This window comes from Paenibacillus silvae, from assembly GCF_014639235.1.
In the GTDB taxonomy this organism is placed as follows: Bacteria; Bacillota; Bacilli; order Paenibacillales; family Paenibacillaceae; genus Paenibacillus; species Paenibacillus silvae.
The window spans coordinates 27,119-47,842 of record NZ_BMFU01000013.1 but is presented as its reverse complement, the minus strand read 5'-3'; the positions used below and the strand labels follow the sequence as shown (position 1 = coordinate 47,842).

The following is a 20,724-nucleotide window of genomic DNA, read 5'->3' as shown; positions in this document are numbered from 1 at the left end:
TGGACACATATATACAGTCATCATTAAACATTATCGACAAAGAATTGAAGCGGCCTTGCTCTTGAATTAATGGAGAAAGGCCGCTTTATTTTGATTGTAAACGTTCAAGGCTTCAGCGAGAGGTTATCAACCAGAATGTATATTGCGAGGAATTCTCCTGCGAAGAATATTCAAGTTTTGTAGGTTAAACATCCTCACAGGTATTGATCCTGTTTAAATCCAGTATTTCATTCACGTGATGTGTTTCGAATTGGTCAAGCAGAGCATCCAAGCCATGCTCCAGCTTATGCTCAAGCTCTTCCAGATAGATGGGGAGGATCGCATAAAAGTGTACGGTTTGTCCATCCTCCATATCCAGCGTCAGAAAATCTTCATGCACCTCAAGCGGGGGGAGCACGATAAAGGCACACATGTCTGTGTTGCCGGAGAGCGGTAGCGCGGGATCACCATTCGGTACAGTATGCCCCCAGCTCAGCCAGGTATCGTAGTCATGCGGCAGACGAGCCATCGTTTTCAACCAGCGTATTGGCCAGTAGTTTTCCGAGTTCTCCAGTTCCTCCTGTAATAGCGGCCAATCTGGCGGCAAACAGATCATCAGCTCTGCATACTCGTATTCCTGTGCATCTTCAGGTGTGTTCATCGGCAAAGCACTCATACCGGTTGTATACAACGTATAATAATTGCGTTCCGGCGTTGGACGAACCACATGAACATCGATGTGCACCTTGTCTGACACCAGTTCATGGAATACGGATTCGGCTTCACCGAGATATTTGTCAGCGTGTTGTTCTATCCGTTTCAGCCATTCTTCTTCTACATAAGAAGTAGATTGCCACTCACGTTCTTGCTGCTTGTGACGAAGAATAGGAACGCCAGCGGGCGAAAAATCAGATGAATTGCACATGCCTACCTCTCCCTTTACACAAAATGGTATATTGTCCTTTTCATCATATCATATCGAGCACAGAAGCAGCGGGAGGATTTGGTCGGATGTTATAGGCATGTTCAGCAGCAGTAACGGTCATTTTTCCGTTTAGTTTGCTGATTACGACTGTTTCGAGTATGTTTCGTATTCAGGTGCTGTAGTATTAATGATGTTGATTATTTTGCGCTGGGCATCTCGTGCCTCAGGGATAGGATATAAAACGAATACATGGTTCATTTTGGGATAAACATACGTATGATGCTCAATCCTTTGATCTGTAAGCAGCTTGTCCAGTCTCATATTGTCAGGAAACAAACCTTCATGCGTGCCAATAAAGATACTGATCTTGCCCAAACCGTTAAAATTTCCATAGATGGGGCTGATTAACGGATCATGCAGCGGTTTATCGGCTGCCCAGATTCGGCGAATGACATCGTAACCTTCTACAGCCAGCATCGGGTCGCGAGTTTCATAATCAAAGATCACCGGGTTGTCCAGCACCATATCTACACAAGGCGATAACAGAATGATATCTTTAGGCTGAGGCAGATCATGCATGTTTACATAATGGGCCAAGCCAAGAGAGATGTTGCCGCCAGCGGAATCACCCATAATGGTTATCTGTGCCGGATGGTCTACGGAACCCAGAATGTCGCGATATAGTTGAAGCAGTTTGGGATACGTATGCTGGTAATTATAATGTGGCACTTTCGGATAGATTGGAGCAATCACTTTGGCATGCAGAGCCTGCGCCATACGGTCCATGAACTTCCAGTGCAGAGATAATGGCTGATGTGTATGAGCTCCTCCATGGATATATAGAATGACCTTTTGTGCGCGGGAGTGCTGGTCGTTTAATGTAAATACTTGAATGTCTTCATAGATATGCTCTGTTATGGGGGAGGCCAATTTTACTTTTTCCATCTGATAAGGTTTGGTATTTTCCATGCCCATATGCTCCAGGTGTTTCCGGGTTAGTTCTCTTGTAGACAGATTTTTTTTGGTATCTAACGTTGCGATATATTTCTCAAATATGTAGCTCGTAACAGAGCGTTTTTTGTTATGAATATAAAGGCTCATGTCTGGTTCACGTTCCTTCCTGATTAAATTAGAATATATGAGATGGAGGGGATTAAATAAAGTATAAAGCTTGAAGTACACTTCAAGGTCAACCCTGTTTGTGATGACGATCCTGTTGAATGGAACAGAGTTCTTGTTCAGTCTGGAGTGAAGCTGGTGCACGGGATATGTTATGATATGGACAGCGTGATAGAGCGATCGAAGGAGCAAAGGGTATGAATCAGAGCGTACAGCAGTTCAAAGCTGATTTTTTCAAGGCGCTGGCACATCCGATGCGTATCCGCATTCTGGAGCTGCTGAGTGAAGGGGATAAAAACGTTAATGAGCTGCAGAGCATTCTCGGATCAGAAGGTTCGGCTGTCTCTCAGCAGCTGGCAGTGCTGCGCAGTAAAAATGTGGTTCAAGGCACGAAGGAGGGCACAACGGTCACTTACTCCTTGCGTGATCCGCTGATTAAAGACCTGCTGGTGGTTGCCAAACAAATTTTTGACAATCATCTGGTCGATGCCATATCGATGCTGGAGGATATGCGCAAAGACAGCTGACACATAAAACAAGAGCAACTGCTGGCCTGGACCGGAGTCTCTTGTTTTTTTGTTTGATTAAAGGAAAGCCGTATGATGTGAAATGCGTGATATTTCCGGTTGACAGGGCATATATCAGGGAGTAGTGTTCATTATATATTCAAATATTCAAATATATGAAGAAAAGAAGGTTATGAAAAATGAAAGGCATCGGAAGATATGCGGGTTATCGAATAGCCGATCTTCGCAAGGATCTAATATCGGGGCTGATTGTAGGGATTATAGCGATTCCGCTTGGCATGGCTTTTGCTATCGCCTCGGGAGTGAAGCCGGAATATGGATTGTATACCACCATTATTGCAGGTATTTTGATTTCACTGCTGGGCGGCTCTAAATTCCAGATTGGCGGTCCGACAGGGGCATTTATTCCTATCCTTTTTGCCATTGTGATGCAGTATGGTTATGAGAATTTGCTTATTGCAGGTATGATGGCCGGGCTGATGCTTATTGTTATGGGTGTGTTCCGGCTGGGAGCTCTGATCAAATTTATTCCTAGACCCGTGACCATTGGATTTACAGCGGGCATCGCTGTTCTGATCTTTAGCGGTCAGATTGTTAACGTGCTGGGGCTTACCGGGGTTACGAAACATGAGGACTTTTACTCCAATATGAAAGAGATCGGAATTCACATCGGTACAATGAATATATATAGTTTGCTGACAGCGGGGGTGTGCCTGGCTGTTCTTCTGCTTGTGCCGAAATTTGCGCCCAAAGTTCCTGCTTCGCTGCTTGGCCTGATTTTGTCTACAGTCGTCGCGGCCATCTTCTTTAAAGGTCAGGTCGCTACGATTGGTTCATCCTTTGGTATGATTCCGGGTACATTGCCGGGGTTCCACCTGCCAGAGATCACATGGGAGCGAATTATCAATCTGCTGCAGCCTGCTTTTGTCATTGCGATGCTTGGCGGAATTGAATCCCTGTTATCCGCAGTGGTTGCCGATGGTATGACAGGCAGCCGTCATAACAGCAACCGGGAGTTAATTGGTCAGGGGGTAGCCAACCTTGTTACTCCGCTGTTCGGTGGTATTCCCGCCACGGGAGCTATTGCACGTACTGCAACAAATATTAAATCCGGCGCGGTATCTCCATTATCGGGTGTGATTCACGGGCTGGTTGTGCTGCTTGTCCTGATTCTGTTCGCTCCGTATGCTTCCCACATTCCGTTAGCGAGTATGGCACCTGTACTTATGCTGGTGGCATGGAATATGAGTGAACGTAAATCTTTTGCCCATGTACTGCGAACCAGAACAGGCGATTCACTCGTGCTGCTTCTGACCTTCCTGCTTACTGTATTCACGAGCCTGACGACAGCGGTTGAGATTGGTTTGATTATGGCCGTCATTCTGTTTGTCAAACGTATGAGCGAGATGCTGAAGGTGGCCAAGGTGCTGCCTGATCCCGATCACAAACATGAGAAGGTGATGGCTCACATGGTACAGGAAGGGCATGATTGTCCACAAATCAGTTTGTACACGATTGAAGGCCCGTTATTTTTTGGCGCGGCGGATATGTTCGAAAAATCGGTGATGGATTCGCTCTCGGAGCGCCCGGGCATGCTGCTGCTGCGTATGGGAAAGGTTCCGTTTATGGATACGACAGGCGAGGCGAATCTGGCGAGTTTGATCAAGCATTTCGAACGATCAGGCGGTATTGTGCTGTTGTCAGGCATTCAAGAGCAGCCGCTTGAAATGCTCAAACGCACAGGTTTGCTGGAGCGGATTAATCCAGCTCATCGATTCGAGCATACCGGGGAAGCAATCAATTATGCGTTACAGCATCTGAATCAAGAGAAATGCAAGGGCTGCAGGCATTTTGCATTTCGGGAATGTGCGGCCTTGTCGAGCGCTGGCACGGAGCCGGACCAGCAGCCGAAGTGGAAGCATGCTGCTGCTAAAGTAAGCTCATAATTAATGTTCCAATATATTCCTGTCTGGTATATATTTAGTATATTACACATGAATCAGACAGGAAGGGGTTTAACGATGTTTAATCAACCGACTGCTGTGCGTTCAGTATTGAGTCCAGCCTACCTGAGGTGGGCATTACAGGGACACTATGATATTGGAACGTGGGAAGAATGTACATTTTGGCTAAGAGGATTAAATGACACATACCGGGTTCGGACGAGTGAGGGAACGTTTATATTACGTATCTATCGCACCCAGGTAATGGAAACGGATGTTCACTATGAATTGAATATGCTGACCGTGCTGCAGGATCATCTGAAGACTAGCGTTCATACGGGAATCGGTGATTATATCCAAACAAAAGATCAGAGTGGCTGCATCATGATTGACGCAGCTGAAGGCAAACGTGCGGCGGTTATGTTCCATTATATTGAGGGTGTGGAAAAAAATCTGGAGGACGAGGCTTCCTGTTATGCCTTTGGTCAATCTGCTGCTGAATTACACCGGGCAATGGACCAGATCAAGCTTGATTCCGGGCCGGATCATTCCCGATTTGAGCTGGATACGAAGTTCCTCATCGATGAGCCTTTGGAGCGGATTATTCGTTACATCGGAGAAAGCCATGAAGAAGCAGCTTTTTTACGGGCATTTGCAAATACGTTAAAAGACCAAATTCAGACCGCCTCGGGCAGTGGATTGGACTACGGTTTATGCCATGGCGATATGCACGGAAACAACAATGTGTTTCAACAGCAGGAGCGGTTCATCCATTATGACTTCGAGTGGGCAGCGCCGGGCTGGCGTGCATATGATCTGGCCCAAGTGAAAATTCGCAAGCGTCAATCCGGTAATCCAGAACAAAAACAGCAGCTGTGGGAGGCGCTCATGAAAGGATATCGCTCCGTTCGGAGCTTCACAGACACAGATGAGCAGGCGGTTGATTTGTTTGTCATTGCTCGCCGCTTCTGGGTTATGGGGCTGGATGTCGCCTTTATCGAGAGTGATATGGGAGCACTGGATTATGGTGCCGATTGGTTGAATGACTTCGTCGAAGAGTTTCGGGAGACGGGGATTGTGAAATAGCGAGTTTAATAATGGTAAAGAACGAGTACGCAAACCTTAGTCTGCGTACTCGTTTTGGTATATAACAGCTTTACAGAGCCATGCTTCGGTTGTTATCGCAGGCGGTCAGTTGGATGACTGGGAAGCCGTGGAAGCTGCTGAGGCTGCAATGGCTGCGGTCATGGCTGCTTGCTGCGCAATGATCATATGTGTAATCGTTGTTGACATCGACGTTGTAAGCACATCCTTGCGCAGATGCTCCACATGTTCAAGCATAGTCAGAGCAGACGAGAAGAGTAGCAGCTCCTGTTTGGTGATGGACCACGCCCCGAACCCCTTCTGATCTCGCAACCATTCATACGTGTTCACTACATCATCTGCCAGTGCTTCTGGATTAGCAGATAATAGCGACAGGAGTCCGAGAGAAGGCAGGGTGTACAGTTTATCCATCCGAAGCTTTCTTGCGCGGAAGGCATCACTCAAGGCCAATACACGCACACTGACCTCAGGGTGATCCTCTCCCATAACCAGGATCTGTGTTAAGGATTGCAGGCCGTTTCCGGCGGAGAAGTATGGTTTTAAGTCCTGATACAGCTGCTCCATACGTGTCACCGTGGAATCCAGCTCCAGACCGGATAAGGCTAACATGGCTGTGAAAATGTAATCATCACGTCCCGTCAGGAAGGGATGCTCCGCTTTCATCCGGTCATAGAACGATTTTGCCCGTTCCACCACAGGCTGGAATTGCTCTGGCTCGGCCTGAGTAGCAATCTGATAAGCAGCTATCACTAAATAATCAGAAGTGCGAAACTTCATTTCTTTCATGAGATCATAAACACGAAAAGTATCCTGCAGTTTGGCAGGTCCATCGCTAGTCAGAGAAAGCATGGCCGCGATGATAAAGGCAGAGTGACCTCGGAATGCGGAGAATCGTTTGGTTTCCTGTTTGATCAGCTCATTGCTTTGGCGAATCGCTTCCAAATCTGCGGTTCTATTCTCCGTAGCGTAGAGGAGAGCAGCCATGCGATGCATCGCAGTATGCTGCCATTTGAATGCTTTCTTGATCGTTTCAGTGTTGGAAACGAATAATTCAACTTGTTCGATGTGCATAAGGCAAACCTCCCATTAAATCTCTAAGGGCATTGAATATCAATACGTCACTCCAGTTGGAAAGTTTCCAGTAAGGAGACCGAATTTCTCTTCCTCACATTCCATATTGTATTTCCGGCGTACATCTCGTACAATTTGGTGAAGCAATTCTGCATTGCGTTAATGTGAATGAAATTGAAACGGGTTGGAGACAGTAAGCTGTATTTCAGAAAAGGGGAGAATCACTTGGAATCGAAAGAATTATCACGCGGGTTAAAGCCTCGTCACGTTGAGCTGATTGCACTTGGCGGTACGATCGGTGTCGGGTTGTTCATGGGATCGGCAAGCACGATCAAATGGGCAGGTCCATCCGTATTGCTGGCCTATTTAATGGCCGGTATCATTATCTTTTTTATTATGCGTATTATGGGGGAAATGTTGATTCAGGAGCCGGTCACGGGTTCATTTGCGACATTTGCCCACAAATATATCAGCCCGCTTGCCGGGTTCCTCACGGCCTGGAGTTACTGGTTTCTATGGGTTACGGTAGGCATGGCCGAAGTCACGGCAATCGGGATATACGTTGGGTACTGGTTCCCGGATATTCCCCAGTGGCTCCCGGCGCTTGCGGGGGTACTGATCATTGCAGCCGCGAATCTGGCAGCGGTAAAGTTTTACGGGGAATTCGAGTTCTGGTTTGCTTTGATTAAGGTAACGGCCATTGTGGTGATGATTGTGATCGGTACGGGACTGATCTTCTTCGGATGGGGCAACGGAGGACAGCCGATCGGCTTGTCCAATCTTGTGAATCACGGGGGCTTTTTCCCGGGTGGAATCAAGGGTTTTCTGTTTGCTTTATGTATTGTGACCGCGGCGTATCAAGGGGTTGAGATGGTCGGGATCACAGCAGGTGAAGCGGAAAACCCGAAACACACCCTGCGCAAAGCGATTAAAAACATCGTATGGCGTATTCTCATTTTCTATGTTGGCGCGATTTTTGTCATCGTTACGCTGTATCCATGGAACGAGGTCGGTGAGACTGGAAGTCCATTCGTGCTTACATTTGCCAAAGTGGGCATTGTAGCTGCTGCGGGCATTATTAACTTCGTGGTACTGACAGCGGCGATGTCGGGGTGCAACAGCGGAATCTACAGTGCGGGCAGAATGTTATATACCCTTGCGGAGAATGGGCAGGCACCTGCCTTTTTCAAAAAGCTGTCCAAAGGCGGGGTTCCCCGCAACAGTATTGTTGTAACCATCTCGCTGCTTCTGATCGGGGTTATTCTTAACTATCTGATGCCGGATTCGAAGCTGTTCCTGTATATTTACAGTGCAAGTGTGCTGCCGGGGATGGTGCCCTGGTTTGCACTGGCATTCAGCCAGTTTAAATTCAGAAAGCGCTGGGGAAAGGAGCTGGCGGAGCACAATTTCAGATCCAAATGGTTCCCGATCAGCAACTATATTATTATTGTGTACCTGGTTCTGGTTATTTTCGGTATGGCCTTTAACCCGGATACACGCCTGCCGCTGATAGTCGGTGCATCGTTCATGGCCCTTGTGGTTATTGGTTATTATGTATTTGGCATCGGAAGCCGGCAATCGAAGGGGAATGATCCCAACTAATAATGATAGGCCAGGTTACAGCATGAGAAGGTAACAATTTAACTATATAAATTGAACTAAAGAAACGACATTATGCCGCTTAACGATCCATGATCGCCAAAGATCGCTGTAATGGGGCAAGATACCAGCCTTGATAGGCTGTTTAAGTCGAAGAGGGAAGGCTAACGATCCCCATAGAGCTTATTTTCCCTGAATCGTGGACATTTGAAATCTAACGATCCTCAGGAAGCTTATTCCATTCGAAATTCTGAAAAATGAGCCTGATCAAGCTGGTTTCAGCAGAATAGCGTCTCTGGGGATCGTTAGAATTTTCCAAAGCCCAAATATGCCGGAATAAGGCTTCTCCTGATCGTTAGCGCTCGCAGTAGAGGGTGGAAGACTTGCACTTGCCATGAGCGATGGACGATATTGGACTAATGTGCCTGGATTGATGAGTATATTGGAGTGGATTGTGTACATTCTTTAGTTCAACTTATATAGAACCGTTTGCTAATATAATAAAAGCCCCTGTACTGCGGCCAAGATACACTCCTGGAATCGTATTGAAGGACCTGTCCAAAGTCCAATGCGTTCCTGGAGTGTTTTTTTGTGCAGTTTAAATCACGGGCATCTCGGTTACAAAGGAAAGAGAGAACCTTAACACAGATGAACAGATGGAATGCCTAACACATAACCAGAAACCGAGGAGGAATTGAATATGGCAAAACAGGACCAGCACACCATTCAAGATCCAACGACACAATATCCGAAGGCTACTTCAGCATGGAAACAGCAGCAGGAGGAGCCAGGATTGCAGCGTGATATGACACCAGTACCCGATTGCGGCGAAAAAAGTTACCAGGGCAGCGGCCGGCTAACAGGCCGTAAAGCCGTAGTGACCGGGGCAGATAGCGGCATCGGCCGGGCGGCGGCTATTGCCTATGCACGTGAAGGGGCCGATGTGGTGCTCTCCTACCTGCCGGAAGAGGAAGCAGATGCGAAAGAGGTTGTGCAGCTGATCGAGGAAGCTGGCCGCAAAGCGGTTGCTGTTCCGGGTGATCTGAAGGACGAGAAATACTGTGAGCAGCTGATTGAAACTGCGGTAAAAGAGCTGGGCGGTATCGACATTCTTGCTAACGTTGCAGGCAAGCAGCAGTTTGTGGAGCAGATCGGAGATCTGACCACAGAGCAATTTGATGCCACGTTCAAAACCAATGTGTATTCCATGTTCTGGCTCTGCAAAGCAGCGGTGAAACATATGAAGGCAGGCGGTTCGATTATCAATACATCGTCGATTCAAGCGTATAAGCCATCCCCGATTCTGCTGGATTATGCCACGACCAAGGCTTCGATCAATACCTTCAGCAAAGCGCTCGCTCAGCAGGTGGGCAGCAAAGGCATTCGGGTGAATGTTGTTGCGCCGGGACCCGTCTGGACCCCTTTGCAGATTGTAGGTGGACAGCCTGTGGAGAAGCTGGCTGATTTCGGCAGCAATACTCCGCTGGGCCGGGCAGGACAGCCTGCCGAGATGGCTCCGGCATATGTATTTCTGGCAAGTCAGGAATCCAGCTATGTGAGTGGAGAGACCCTGAATGCCAATGGAGGCACGGTTAGTCCATAATCGATACATTCATGGGGTTATGGATGGGGTTGGCTGTTGGATGTTGGCAGCCCCACTAGCTTTCTGATATGTTACGTTATATTGTTATTGTTAAGAAAAAAAGGGACAAAGCAGTTGTTGCGCTGCTTTGTCCCTTTTGTATGTCCGAGGTATGCTCTAGACATTACGATATTTATGAAGATTGAGTGTGTTCTTTATTTCTGCTCTGACTTCGTTTCCAATAATACATAGCTGCCCAAGGTGGCAAGCTGCGCGTTATCCAGCAGGGCTTCATTCACAGCAGTCAATGCTTCACCCGCTGCGGTCATCAATTCATCGGAGTCAACCGGTGAGGCAAAACGAAGAATGACAGAGGTCTCGCCTTTTTTCAGATGTGTCTCGGCTTTGCTCTTGTATTCGATAATGGAATCGACTTCAAGATCATTCTGTACATAATAATCGTTGGCATCACTATCGCCCTTAAACTGATCCAGCTCGGAATCGAGCCAGTAGTCCTTGTCTGCTACCGTCTTCTGGCTTACAGCTGTCTCATCGTTGGCATTGTACAGGAAATAAGGAATGCCGGAGTTCGTCAGGTTATTGGTTGCATCCACATGTAACCACTCGTTTCCGATTTTCACCTTGTTCCATGCATGCGGTACACCGCTGGAGGTTCCCGTAACGACGATGCTTTCCAGCCCGGACAGGTCCGAGAGCAGCTTGTACACCGAAGCATAACTCGCACAAACGCCTACACCCTTAACGAGAATGCCGTATGTTGTGAAGGAATCGTTGAACTGTGCATCGACATGTTTAAAGTTGTTTTGCTCTGCGTTTTCCAGAGCAGCGTCATCGTATTTTGCATTGTCGTTCAAATAATCGTAGATAGCTTTGCGTTTCTCATCATCGCTCATGCCTTGTTTGATGATTGAAGCGACAACTTCTTTGCCTTTGGCAATAATCTCATTCTGTTTACGCTGAATATCGGCAGCCGATTCTTTGTAATGGATGGACAGGGTGAGTGTGCCATAGTTGTATTCGAATCCTTCTACGCCAAGAATGAGCGGATTCTGGTACATTACCTTCAAGACAACGTCCGAGAGTGTGGTGAAATTCTGTGCTTCAGGAAAAGCCTTCAGCGAGATACCGTCCTGAGCGGCAATCATATTTTTAGCTAAAACCTCTTCCAGAGCTGAATCTGCGTTAATGAATGCATCCCCTGTAGCCGGTTCAGGCACAGTCTCCTGATTCCCCTGCTCCACCTGCTGCTCGGTATTGGATTTTTGCTCATCTATCAGGTTCTCCTCGACAGCTGGCTCTGGAGCAGCTTTTTCATCGGCCTTTAATATCGGTATGTACTGAAATGATTTCATTGGAATTATAATCTATTTTACTCAGATCGCCTTTAAACTTAAACGTAAATTCTTCATCCTGTGCCACATTGTACATGGGCATGATTGATTTTTCGGAAGCTGTGCCATACTTTTCTTTCAGACTTAGAATGCTGGAGCCCTGCTTCGGTTCCGTCGGATTGCTTTCGGGATTACTGCTCTCCTGCTCACTGCTCTGGCATCCGGCCAGCAGCAATGTTAGTGCAAACATTATTGCTAATAATCGTTTCAAATGGTACACCACTTTCTATTTTTCAGGTTAAAACTCGATTTCAATCCTCTTACCTCTTAAACCTCCTATTAATTTCCTGATATTCATTGCTAGTGTATGGTCATACAGGCTTATTGTCAAGGGAATATAAGGGGCTTTAAGACCTATAGATAGGTAGAAAAGATCAACGTTTTCATGTTAAACCTATGCTAAAATAGTTCAATCATCGTTGATGCGTTCATCAATGGAGAATAAGGTTGGAGGGGGAGCCATGCATGACTGCAGAGCAGATTGTGAGAGCATTTTTTGAAGAAGTCCGATCAGGCAGGAATCCGGATTATGCAAGTCAGGTGATGGCAGAACAGGTGCTGGCTCATCAAGTGATATCCGAGGAAGAAGTCACGGTCAAACGAACACCTTCCGATTATGCGGAGCATGTGCGCGAGATGATCGAAGCATACGGGGCGTTTACGCTGGAGATACAGGAGATGATCACACAAGGCAGCAAAGTATATGTGCGCTGGAAGCAAACAGGTACTCATACGGGACAGGTGGATCACTACAGCCCAACGGGACTCCCGGTGGTCGAGATTGCGAGTGCGGTCTATCGGGTGGAGAATGAACAAATTGAAGAGTATTGGATTCAGATTGATCGCCTGGGCATCGAGAGACAATTGGAGCGCAACCTGAATGGATAAAATATGACTTGTGACTATAGTGATATTGGAATCAAAAACGGTCCTTTCTTATGTTATAAGAGAGGGCCGTTTTAATTCGGGGTGTTGCATCAACTGTTAGAGTGAGCTTTACTTCGTATATTTCTGGACCCGGTACCAGTATGTATAGGCATCGGTGTATCCCAATTTTTCATATAATCTGCGTGCAGGAGCATTATCTGCGACCACTTGCAAATAGCTTGACTGTGCACCGCGCTGTTTACCCCAATGCAGCAGATGCAGAATCATCTGTTCTGCCAGGCCACGGTTGCGGTACGCTTTATCTGTGATGATATCATGCAGTCCAATGACTCCACGTTCGAGTACGCCGAGACCACAAGCGACCACCTGATCCTCAATGGACAAGCTAATAAAGCACGTATGTGCACGGACATTCTGTAGCATCTGTGTCATCGTTTTCCGCGATTCATCGTTTACCGAACTCATGCGACACAAGTGATGCAGCCATTCGTCTGTCAGCCGCTCAGCGAAGTGGATGTCCACAGGCTCGGGAGTTTCCAGGTCATCCAGATTTCGCAGCTGTACAATCGTAGGATCAACGACCGTATAACCTCGATGCTGCAGCAGCTCGTCTATATTCTCAGGCTGGACAAAGGGTGTGATTTTAAAAATAGTGCTTAACTGATTGGAGTTATAGATGTTCTCACATGTTATAATTTTCTCATGCACATCCAGTGTAGAAGTGTAGATCGGCTGCACGGAGTTAGCGCGTTTTGAATACCCGTTGGCAAAACGCAGCACCCACCCGTCATATAATGATGTGGTTAAAGGCTGCCAGTGATTAAGCGTTAATTCTTCAATCTGGCGATATGTGGATTCCGTCATCTGCACGCGCTTTGGCCTCCTTCGTATAATATAATTTATAATAATACAAATATATGTATAAAAATTCAACTAAAATGATAGAGCAGTATTCTTATCCTGGTTAGCATCATGGTATACAGTCTGTAGAACAGAGCAGCTCAATTCATAGAAATGGAGTACAACATGATTACGATCTACATTCAGGGACAAACGGTGAAGTGTCATATCGAATTTGGCAAACGAAAAAAGGCATCCATCACGATGGATTTGCCTTATATGGTCACGATTAAAGCACCAAACGGTACGGATGAGGAGGTGCTTCGGCAGCTGGTCATGCAGCATGGTCCAGAGATTATAGAGAAATCGGCCCGAATGCAACAGGTGCTGGATGGTCCTCAAGCCAAGGAATACGAGCAAGAGGGCAGAGGGACATTTTTGCTATTTGGCAAGGCTCATGCGCTGCATGAACTAATTCCGGTAGAGGGACTTACTGAAGAAGAGCTGCGTGCGAATCTGAAAAAGTTTTATTTTGCCGAATGTAAACGCATGATCGGGCAGCGAATTACACGTTATCAGCAGGAGCTGAAGGTGAAGCCGAAGTCCATTGAGATCGTAGACTCTCCCACGAAATGGGGCAGCTGCAGCTGGGACAAAAAACTGACGTTTAATTACCGCCTTGCCATGGCACCGCCAGAGGTCATGGATTACGTTATAATCCATGAGCTATGCCATATTCATCATATGAATCATGACCGCTCGTTCTGGCGGCGGGTAGGTAGTATAATGCCGGATTACAAGGAAAAAGAGGATTATCTGATGCGTAATGGACGAGCGATGACGCTGTAAATTAACCAAGTGATTACTATGGCTCTTCATATTGAATGCATGATTCAACAAATAATATGGTTGTAAGTGAAAGGAGAACAAGATGAATCAAAATGGGCAGCATTCGGCGCTGGTGGACGAATATATCGCCGCATTTCCGGCAGATGTGCAGTTAAAATTGCAGAGGCTGCGGCAGATGATTCGGGAGGCAGCTCCGCTTGCCGAAGAAAAGATCAGTTACAAGATGCCGACATATGCGCAGCATGGGAATCTGGTTCATTTTGCCGCATATAAGAATCATATCGGGTTTTATCCTGCAGCTAGCGGTATACTGGCATTCAAGGAACAGCTCTCCAGATTCAAGGGAGCGAAGGGGTCTGTGCAGTTTCCGCTCGATGAGCCGCTGCCAGAGGATTTGATACGCCAGATTGTTGAATTCAGGGTGAAGGAGAATATGGAGAGGAGTCAGAAATGAATAAAGCCTTGATCGTGCTTGATGTGCAGCGTGGTCTGACGAGTCTGGGAGATGTGTCTGCGACGGTTGAAAAGATTGAATCAATCATTACAGTTTTTGAACGTATGAATTGGCCGATCGTATTTATCAAACATGTAGATGAGCAGGACGAGCAATCCTCACTTTACCGCCAGAAGACGGAGAATATTGAGATTGTTCTGGATACCAAGGAGCATCCTGTTTTTGAGAAAAGCAAGCCGAGTGCCTTTAGCAACAGTGAACTGAAAAAGTGGCTACTCGATCAACAGGTTGAGCATGTGTGTATTGTCGGTTTTAATATGGAATATTGTTGCTTGTTTACAGCGATTACCGCTGAACATGAGGGGTTTCAGGTAACCTTGATTGAGGATGCGGCGGGCACAGTAAATACGGAGGATACATACGAGATGAAGGGGCTGGATATTCCTGATTTTATCGGTTCAATTCTGAACTGGTCGGGATGTGTTGAGGTTGTGTATACAGATGAGTTTATGGAAAATGTTGCGTTGGATTCTGCGTTAAAGCCTTGAATATGAGGCATGACATCATACTTCCATTCAACAGCAGGATACTTAGTGAATCCGGCTGTTTTTTTTGTCTATCGAGAAGGGCATTGATCCAAGGTACATTGGTTGAACGAAGTGTTTTAGATGTCGGAATATACGTGAAAATGTTGGAAAATAATGATTGATAAAATCTTTGTGGAATGATAAGTTGTTATTAACTTATTTTGTTATAAATTATATAAAAAAGGAGAATTAAATGGCAAATGTATGCTTCGATCTGCATCCTTTAACAGAGCATCAGCAAAGAATATGGTATATGGAAATGTTATATCCGAATTCAGATGTATGGATGATTACAGCTAAGATAAGCATACCCGAACCTTTAGATTTTACCTTGCTGGAACGTTCGATCAACCTCATACTTGAGCAAAGGCAGCTGCTGAGAACTCGAATTGTGCTGGATCAAGGCGAGAATAAGCAATATATACCACCGTACGAATTCAGAACGATCCCTAGAATCGATCCCTTCTCTCTTCGTGATAACGAGACGTGGACTGATTATGTGGACAAACATCCCATTCATCTTCATAGTGAGCATCTGATTCAGTTCTATGCCTATGAAGGAGAAGGTGAGTATGGATACATAGTTCAAGCCCACCACATTATATGTGATGGTCTCAGCTTTATTCAGTTGATTAATGAAATTACGGCAATTTATCATGCTCAGTTGCAACCGGGCCGATCAGACAGAACATGCAGCTCGCCACCATTTGATGACTATACCAGCTATTTGGAGAGTGAACGACAATATCTCGCTTCCAGGCGTTATGCGAAAGACCGGATTTTCTGGAAAGAGAAATTTCGAACCATGCCTGAATGGACAGAGCTCAAGCCGCATAATCCCCTTCTTACCAATACCGCAGCCAACAGAAAAATACGTTATATGGACCACTCGATGTATGTACGTTTGCAAGAGTTCTGTCATTTGAACAATGTCAGCATATTTACCTTTTTTCTCTCAACTATGGCGATCCTTATACACAAACTCACTCATTGTACCGACATGGTTGTCGGAACCAATTACGCTAACCGCACGAGCAGAACAGACAAGGAAACGATAGGCATGTTTGTCACAACGGTGCCTGTTCGAATCGGAATTGATCCGGATCAGACAGCGCTCGAATCCATTCAAATGATCTCCAACGAACAGAAGGAGGTACTGCGCCATCAGAAGTATCCCTATCACCAAATCATTCGTGAATTAAGAGAGTCGCTTTCCTTAATGGAACTCAATAGATTATTTGGCATCTCCTTGGTCTACAGACCTGAGCGATTTGAGAAAATGCTGGGTCATGAGATTCAGTTTGAGAACAAATTCAACGGACATGAAACGAATGACCTGCTGATCAATATTATTGAAAAAGTCAATCAACATCAGATTGTATTCCAGTTCGAGTATCGCACGCAGCTGTTTACTGAACCTGAGGCAGACCAGCTGTTTGATCGCTTTCTGTACATGGCGGAAACCATTCTGAAGGATGCGGATCAGAGCATTCATCAGATCAACCTCGTCAGTGAGGCTGAGAGAAACTGGATGCTGAATGAATATAACAATACGATGAAAGCGTATCCAAATAATCGCACGGTCATTCAGCTGTTTGAAGAGCAGGCTGTTAACAAACCTTTGGCAACAGCGCTCATTCTCGGTGAGCAGGAGATGAGCTACAGAGAGCTTAACGACCGGGCTAATAGCATGGCTGCTCTGCTAATCAGCAGAGGCATTCGGCAGCGTGATCTGGTTGGTATTATGGCTTCCCACAGTATGGAGCTGGTTGTTGCCATTATGGCTGTGATGAAAGCAGGCTGTGCTTATATTCCGATTGACCCTGAATATCCGGAAGAGCGAATTCAGCATATTTTGAAGGACTCACAGACGAGATTTGTACTGGTCAATCAGTCGGCTGCTCTGCCGCAAAGCATTCAGACGATAGATTTACAGGAAATAAATGGGCCTGTTGATCCGACAGATAATCTGAATCTGGACATTCATATCAGCGATCTTGCATATGTGATCTATACCTCGGGCTCAACAGGAGCTCCGAAAGGAGTTCTGGTCGAACACAGAGGATTAACCAATTATATTTGCTGGGCAAGTGATACGTATGTCAAAGAAAAGAAAACCACTTTTTCCTTGTATTCGTCCATTTCATTTGACCTGACCGTTACGTCCATTTTCACGCCTCTGATAACAGGCAACGCTGTGGTAATATACCACTCGCTGCAGAACAAGGCTCTGGTTGCAGAGGTTGTGTCTGACCCGCGGGTAGATTTGGTCAAGCTGACGCCTGCCCATCTGCAGCTGATTCAGGATATGAAGCTGATGCAGCATTCCAATGTCACCACGTTTATTGTTGGTGGGGATAATCTGAGCACCTCACTCGCTCGAACCATTACACAGCAAAGCAGCCATGAAGTGACCATATTTAATGAATATGGCCCAACGGAAACGGTAGTTGGCTGTATGATCTATAAGTTTGATCCTGAATTGGACCAGACGGAAAATGTACCTATCGGAAAACCTATTCAGAACACAGCGTTATATGTACTTGATCGGTCGCTTCAGTTCGTTCCCGTGGGTGTTCAAGGTGAGTTATTTGTCGGAGGAGACGGTGTGACGAGGGGCTATTTGAACAGACCTGATCTGACAGCCGCCAAATATATCGAGCACCCGGACTTTCCTGGCAGACGATTATATCGAACCGGGGATGTATGCAGGCTGAGAGAAGATGGACAGATGGAATATTTCGGACGAACGGACGATCAGGTGAAGGTTCGTGGATATCGCATTGAACTTGGTGAGATTAAGGCGGCCCTTTTGAAAATAAAAGGAATCCGTGATGCTGTTGTCAGTGTCAGGGGTGAGCAGCAAGCGAAACAATTATGTGCTCACTATGTGAGTGAAAGAGACGTTGCCCAGCGGAGTATCCGTGAGCACTTGGCTTCCCATTTGCCCGAATATATGATTCCGACACATTTGATTCAAGTGTCAACGATACCGCTCACAATCAATGGCAAGATTGATTATTCCGCACTGCCCATGGAGAACTCGATGCAGGAGGAGAGCGACCTCCGAGTTGCTCCGGTCTCTGAGGCAGAGCAGCAGTTAGCGGCGATCTGGTGTGAGATTCTGGAGCTGGACACGGTCGGAGTCACGGATCATTTCTACGAGCGCGGCGGGGATTCACTGAAGCTGATACAGATTTACACCAGATTGACCCAGACAGGTTATGACTTTTCCATTAACGATATGTTTAAATTCCCTACAATTCGTTCCTTATGTACACATCTGGATCAACTTGTAGAAGGAAGGGAAGGCAGGGTGGATATGAAACATACCGCAGCAAGACCATCCAAGGATGAATTGTTGAACGAGATTATAGGTAAGCCAGTGGCGCTTTCGAAGGATATTGCAAGTGTTCCTCCAGAACAGAAAGGGGCTATGTCATTTAACCAGGAGGCTCTATGGCTCGTAGAGCAACTTGAGGGAAAGAGCACCAAATATAACGTCCCCGGACACGTCATATTCAAAGGCGCTTTTTCCGTAGACGCTTTCACGTATGCTTTGAACCAGATTGTACGTAGACATGACGTGCTTCGAACGTATTTTGTTATGGAACAGAACATGCCCGTGCAGCGAGTCCGGCCTTACGAGCCCTTTGAATTGGAGGTCCAGTATTCACTGCGAGACGACTCAGAGGCCAGCCTGAAGCGTGTCATTGAAGAAGAATCCAGGCATCAGTTCAATCTGGAAACCGGGCCCATGTATTATTTCCGTTTATACCAGATCGATGAGCATAAACATTTTGCTTATTTCAATTTCCATCACATTATATTTGATGGCTGGTCACAGCAGGTGCTTATGAGTGAGATGGATACGTTCTACAATGCTTATCTGACAGAGGACAATGTGAATTTGGAGGAACTCGCCATCCAATATTCTGACTATTCACATTGGCAAAAAGGGGTATGGCTAACGTCCGAGTTTCCAATTTTACTAGATTACTGGAGCAATCAGCTGAAAGACGGGGCAAGTCGTTCCATAAAGGTACTGCCCTATGATCGGGAACCAGAGGTTGATACGGGTGATGCGGGAGAAGTTTTATTTTCGGAGATTGCAATCGATATGATTGAACGGGCCAAACAGGCCGGGATGAAAAGCAATGCCAGTCTGTACATTACGATGTTAACAGCGTATAAGGTGCTGCTCTATTTTTACTCGGATGTAACCGAGATTGTCGTTGGCACACCAGTGGCGAATCGCAATCGGGCAGAGGTCCAGAAGCTGATCGGATATTTCTCTAACAGTCTCGCGCTGAAGACGGAGATTGATCCTGAGCAATCGATGGATGCACAGATTATCATGGTGCGAAATACCGTATTTGAGGCGTTTGACCACCAAGAGATGCCCTTCGGTAAACTGATTGAGCTTCTGAACCCGGATCGTACGACAGGGCTAACTCCGTTTTTTCAATCCTGGTTTGTTCTTGACGTGAAAACCACCTACGGCATCAAGGGACTCGATATATCCCAGAATGAAGTTTTGTGGGGTCACAGCGGTAAGAGCAAGTGGGATCTGACCTTGAATCTGATTGAGGCCGATCAGATGATGAATGTGGTCGTTGAATACAAAACCGAGCTGTTTAACAAATCGACGATGAAAAGATTTTTGCATGATTATGTTGCGCTTGTGCAGCTGATTGCGGAAGACTCCTCACGCAGTCTTCAGGAGATCAGGGAGGAATGGGAGGTGATGTCCCACGCCTACAAGATGGAGCTGCTGAACAGCAGTAAAAACAAAAAGAAATTCAGCAAAATCAAATCATAGGAGGAATGAACATGAAAAAGAAGTTTGATAAAGGTGCTCAGATGGTCATGCAAAAGGAACTTGTAAAACAATCGCTGCTGACGGAGGGGCAAGAGTTGCCTTTGGTTATCAAACCGAATATTGCGGGACTTGATCTGAATCAGTGGTACGTAAACAATAAAGAGCTGGTTGAAGAGAAGATACTGAAGCATGGAGGTATCCTGTTCAGAGGATTTGAAACGAAGACACCGGAGAGCTTTTACCGTTTTATCGATGTGAGCTGCCCGGAGCCGCTCAGCTATAAGGAGGGAGCAACACCGAGAACACAAGTCCAGGGAAAGGTGTATACGTCAACGGAATTTCCGAATGAAGAAACGATTGCACCGCACAATGAGCTGTCCTATGTGATGACCTGGCCCAAAAAAATCTGGTTTGCCAGCATGATTGTGGCGGATGAGGGGGGAGAAACGCCAATCGTCGATGTGCGGAAAGTGTATAACCTTATTGATCCCGATATTCGGGATGTATTTGCTGAAAAGGGCTGGATGCTGGTCCGCAATTATGGCAGCGGATTTGGACAAACGTGGCAGTACGTTTTTCATACCGAATCCAAGGAGGAAGTCGAGCAGTACTGCCAGGAGAATAACATGTCCTTTCACTGGAACGAGGATGGTACGCTGACAACAAAACAGGTAAGACCCGCAATTACCATCCATCCGGACACGAATGAAAACCTGTGGTTCAACCATATCGCCTTTTGGCACAGCAGCAGCTTGAATGAGGAAGTGCGCAACCTGATGCTGGAGGAATTCGGAGAAGAGGGGCTGCCCTACCAGACTTATTATGGGGATGGCAGTCCGATTGATCCGTCTGTGGCAGCACATATTCGTCAGGCGTATGAAGATGCAACGATTGCTTTTCCATGGCAGGAGGGTGACATCCTGATGCTGGACAATATGCTGGTCGCGCATGCACGTAATCCGTATCAAGGTGATCGCAAAGTGCTGGTAGCCATGGGTGAGCCGGTGAGTCGTTAACAAATTC

Annotated in this window: 17 protein-coding genes; 11 read left to right on the top strand and 6 right to left on the bottom strand. The window is 46.4% G+C overall.

The window, feature by feature from the left end:
- Positions 1–184 precede the first annotated feature (184 nt).
- Positions 185–904: a suppressor of fused domain protein gene (locus IEW26_RS25935; protein WP_188594474.1), complete on the bottom strand. Its 720-nt coding sequence runs from the start codon at positions 902–904 to the stop codon at positions 185–187.
- 141 nt (positions 905–1,045) lie between these two features.
- The gene (locus IEW26_RS25930) at positions 1,046–2,005 is read right to left on the bottom strand and encodes an alpha/beta hydrolase fold domain-containing protein (protein ID WP_188594473.1); all 960 of its coding nucleotides are present in this window, start codon (positions 2,003–2,005) and stop codon (positions 1,046–1,048) included.
- A 215-nt stretch (positions 2,006–2,220) separates the two neighbouring features.
- On the opposite strand from IEW26_RS25930, the gene IEW26_RS25925 reads away from it, so the two are divergent.
- From IEW26_RS25925 to IEW26_RS25915, 3 genes are all read left to right on the top strand, one after another.
- The gene (locus IEW26_RS25925; RefSeq protein ID WP_111269748.1) at positions 2,221–2,550 is read left to right on the top strand and encodes an ArsR/SmtB family transcription factor; all 330 of its coding nucleotides are present in this window, start codon (positions 2,221–2,223) and stop codon (positions 2,548–2,550) included.
- Positions 2,551–2,729: 179 nt separating this feature from the next.
- Entirely contained in the window at positions 2,730–4,496 is a 1,767-nt protein-coding gene (locus tag IEW26_RS25920) for a SulP family inorganic anion transporter (protein ID WP_188594472.1), read from the top strand.
- Between the two features lie 75 nt (positions 4,497–4,571).
- Positions 4,572–5,579, top strand: a complete 1,008-nt coding sequence (locus IEW26_RS25915) for a phosphotransferase (protein WP_188594471.1) — start codon at positions 4,572–4,574, stop codon at positions 5,577–5,579.
- Positions 5,580–5,684: 105 nt separating this feature from the next.
- Here the strand turns inward: IEW26_RS25915 and IEW26_RS25910 are convergent, their stop codons facing one another.
- Positions 5,685–6,668, bottom strand: a complete 984-nt coding sequence (locus IEW26_RS25910) for a DUF4003 family protein (RefSeq protein ID WP_188594470.1) — start codon at positions 6,666–6,668, stop codon at positions 5,685–5,687.
- Between the two features lie 225 nt (positions 6,669–6,893).
- On the opposite strand from IEW26_RS25910, the gene IEW26_RS25905 reads away from it, so the two are divergent.
- Both IEW26_RS25905 and IEW26_RS25900 read left to right on the top strand, forming a co-directional pair.
- Positions 6,894–8,270, top strand: coding sequence for an amino acid permease (locus IEW26_RS25905; protein ID WP_145405459.1), 1,377 nt, complete (start codon positions 6,894–6,896; stop codon positions 8,268–8,270).
- 697 nt (positions 8,271–8,967) lie between these two features.
- Positions 8,968–9,870, top strand: a complete 903-nt coding sequence (locus tag IEW26_RS25900) for an SDR family oxidoreductase (RefSeq protein ID WP_188594469.1) — start codon at positions 8,968–8,970, stop codon at positions 9,868–9,870.
- Positions 9,871–10,064: 194 nt separating this feature from the next.
- On the opposite strand, the gene IEW26_RS25895 is transcribed toward IEW26_RS25900, so the two are convergent.
- Both IEW26_RS25895 and IEW26_RS25890 read right to left on the bottom strand, forming a co-directional pair.
- Complete coding sequence (locus IEW26_RS25895; RefSeq protein WP_188594468.1) at positions 10,065–11,222, bottom strand: transglutaminase domain-containing protein; 1,158 nt, start codon at positions 11,220–11,222, stop codon at positions 10,065–10,067.
- Complete coding sequence (locus tag IEW26_RS25890) at positions 11,182–11,472, bottom strand: YajG family lipoprotein (protein ID WP_188594467.1); 291 nt, start codon at positions 11,470–11,472, stop codon at positions 11,182–11,184. The genes IEW26_RS25895 and IEW26_RS25890 overlap by 41 nt, the downstream gene beginning before the upstream one ends.
- Positions 11,473–11,726: 254 nt before the next feature.
- Here IEW26_RS25890 and IEW26_RS25885 point away from each other — a divergent pair, with 254 nt between their 5' ends.
- Complete coding sequence (locus IEW26_RS25885) at positions 11,727–12,149, top strand: ester cyclase (protein WP_188594466.1); 423 nt, start codon at positions 11,727–11,729, stop codon at positions 12,147–12,149.
- A gap of 108 nt (positions 12,150–12,257) precedes the next feature.
- Here IEW26_RS25885 and IEW26_RS25880 read toward each other — a convergent pair whose 3' ends face one another.
- Positions 12,258–13,013, bottom strand: coding sequence for a GNAT family N-acetyltransferase (locus IEW26_RS25880; protein WP_188594519.1), 756 nt, complete (start codon positions 13,011–13,013; stop codon positions 12,258–12,260).
- Positions 13,014–13,178: 165 nt separating this feature from the next.
- Between IEW26_RS25880 and IEW26_RS25875 the strand changes: the two genes are divergently transcribed.
- The 5 genes from IEW26_RS25875 (at position 13,179) to IEW26_RS25855 (ending at position 20,717) form a co-directional block, all read left to right on the top strand.
- Positions 13,179–13,838 (top strand): M48 family metallopeptidase, encoded by a 660-nt coding sequence (locus tag IEW26_RS25875; protein ID WP_373288577.1) that lies wholly within the window; start codon positions 13,179–13,181, stop codon positions 13,836–13,838.
- Between the two features lie 82 nt (positions 13,839–13,920).
- Complete coding sequence (locus IEW26_RS25870) at positions 13,921–14,292, top strand: iron chaperone (protein ID WP_188594465.1); 372 nt, start codon at positions 13,921–13,923, stop codon at positions 14,290–14,292.
- Entirely contained in the window at positions 14,289–14,840 is a 552-nt protein-coding gene (locus IEW26_RS25865; RefSeq protein ID WP_188594464.1) for an isochorismatase family protein, read from the top strand. Before IEW26_RS25870 ends, IEW26_RS25865 begins: the two co-directional genes overlap by 4 nt.
- Positions 14,841–15,072: 232 nt before the next feature.
- Entirely contained in the window at positions 15,073–19,701 is a 4,629-nt protein-coding gene (locus tag IEW26_RS25860) for a non-ribosomal peptide synthetase (protein ID WP_188594463.1), read from the top strand.
- An 11-nt stretch (positions 19,702–19,712) separates the two neighbouring features.
- Positions 19,713–20,717: a TauD/TfdA family dioxygenase gene (locus IEW26_RS25855; RefSeq protein WP_188594462.1), complete on the top strand. Its 1,005-nt coding sequence runs from the start codon at positions 19,713–19,715 to the stop codon at positions 20,715–20,717.
- Positions 20,718–20,724 lie beyond the last annotated feature (7 nt).

Excerpts from the sequence above, each read along its gene's own strand:
- IEW26_RS25935 (WP_188594474.1), bottom strand. The coding sequence starts at position 904 with ATGTGCAATTCATCTGATTTTTCGCCCGCTGGCGTTCCTATTCTTCGT.
- IEW26_RS25930 (WP_188594473.1), bottom strand. The coding sequence starts at position 2,005 with ATGAGCCTTTATATTCATAACAAAAAACGCTCTGTTACGAGCTACATA.
- IEW26_RS25925 (WP_111269748.1), top strand. The coding sequence starts at position 2,221 with ATGAATCAGAGCGTACAGCAGTTCAAAGCTGATTTTTTCAAGGCGCTG.
- IEW26_RS25920 (WP_188594472.1), top strand. The coding sequence starts at position 2,730 with ATGAAAGGCATCGGAAGATATGCGGGTTATCGAATAGCCGATCTTCGC.
- IEW26_RS25915 (WP_188594471.1), top strand. The coding sequence starts at position 4,572 with ATGTTTAATCAACCGACTGCTGTGCGTTCAGTATTGAGTCCAGCCTAC.
- IEW26_RS25910 (WP_188594470.1), bottom strand. The coding sequence starts at position 6,668 with ATGCACATCGAACAAGTTGAATTATTCGTTTCCAACACTGAAACGATC.
- IEW26_RS25900 (WP_188594469.1), top strand. The coding sequence starts at position 8,968 with ATGGCAAAACAGGACCAGCACACCATTCAAGATCCAACGACACAATAT.
- IEW26_RS25895 (WP_188594468.1), bottom strand. The coding sequence starts at position 11,222 with ATGAAATCATTTCAGTACATACCGATATTAAAGGCCGATGAAAAAGCT.
- IEW26_RS25885 (WP_188594466.1), top strand. The coding sequence starts at position 11,727 with ATGACTGCAGAGCAGATTGTGAGAGCATTTTTTGAAGAAGTCCGATCA.
- IEW26_RS25880 (WP_188594519.1), bottom strand. The coding sequence starts at position 13,013 with ATGACGGAATCCACATATCGCCAGATTGAAGAATTAACGCTTAATCAC.
- IEW26_RS25870 (WP_188594465.1), top strand. The coding sequence starts at position 13,921 with ATGAATCAAAATGGGCAGCATTCGGCGCTGGTGGACGAATATATCGCC.
- IEW26_RS25865 (WP_188594464.1), top strand. The coding sequence starts at position 14,289 with ATGAATAAAGCCTTGATCGTGCTTGATGTGCAGCGTGGTCTGACGAGT.
- IEW26_RS25860 (WP_188594463.1), top strand. The coding sequence starts at position 15,073 with ATGGCAAATGTATGCTTCGATCTGCATCCTTTAACAGAGCATCAGCAA.
- IEW26_RS25855 (WP_188594462.1), top strand. The coding sequence starts at position 19,713 with ATGAAAAAGAAGTTTGATAAAGGTGCTCAGATGGTCATGCAAAAGGAA.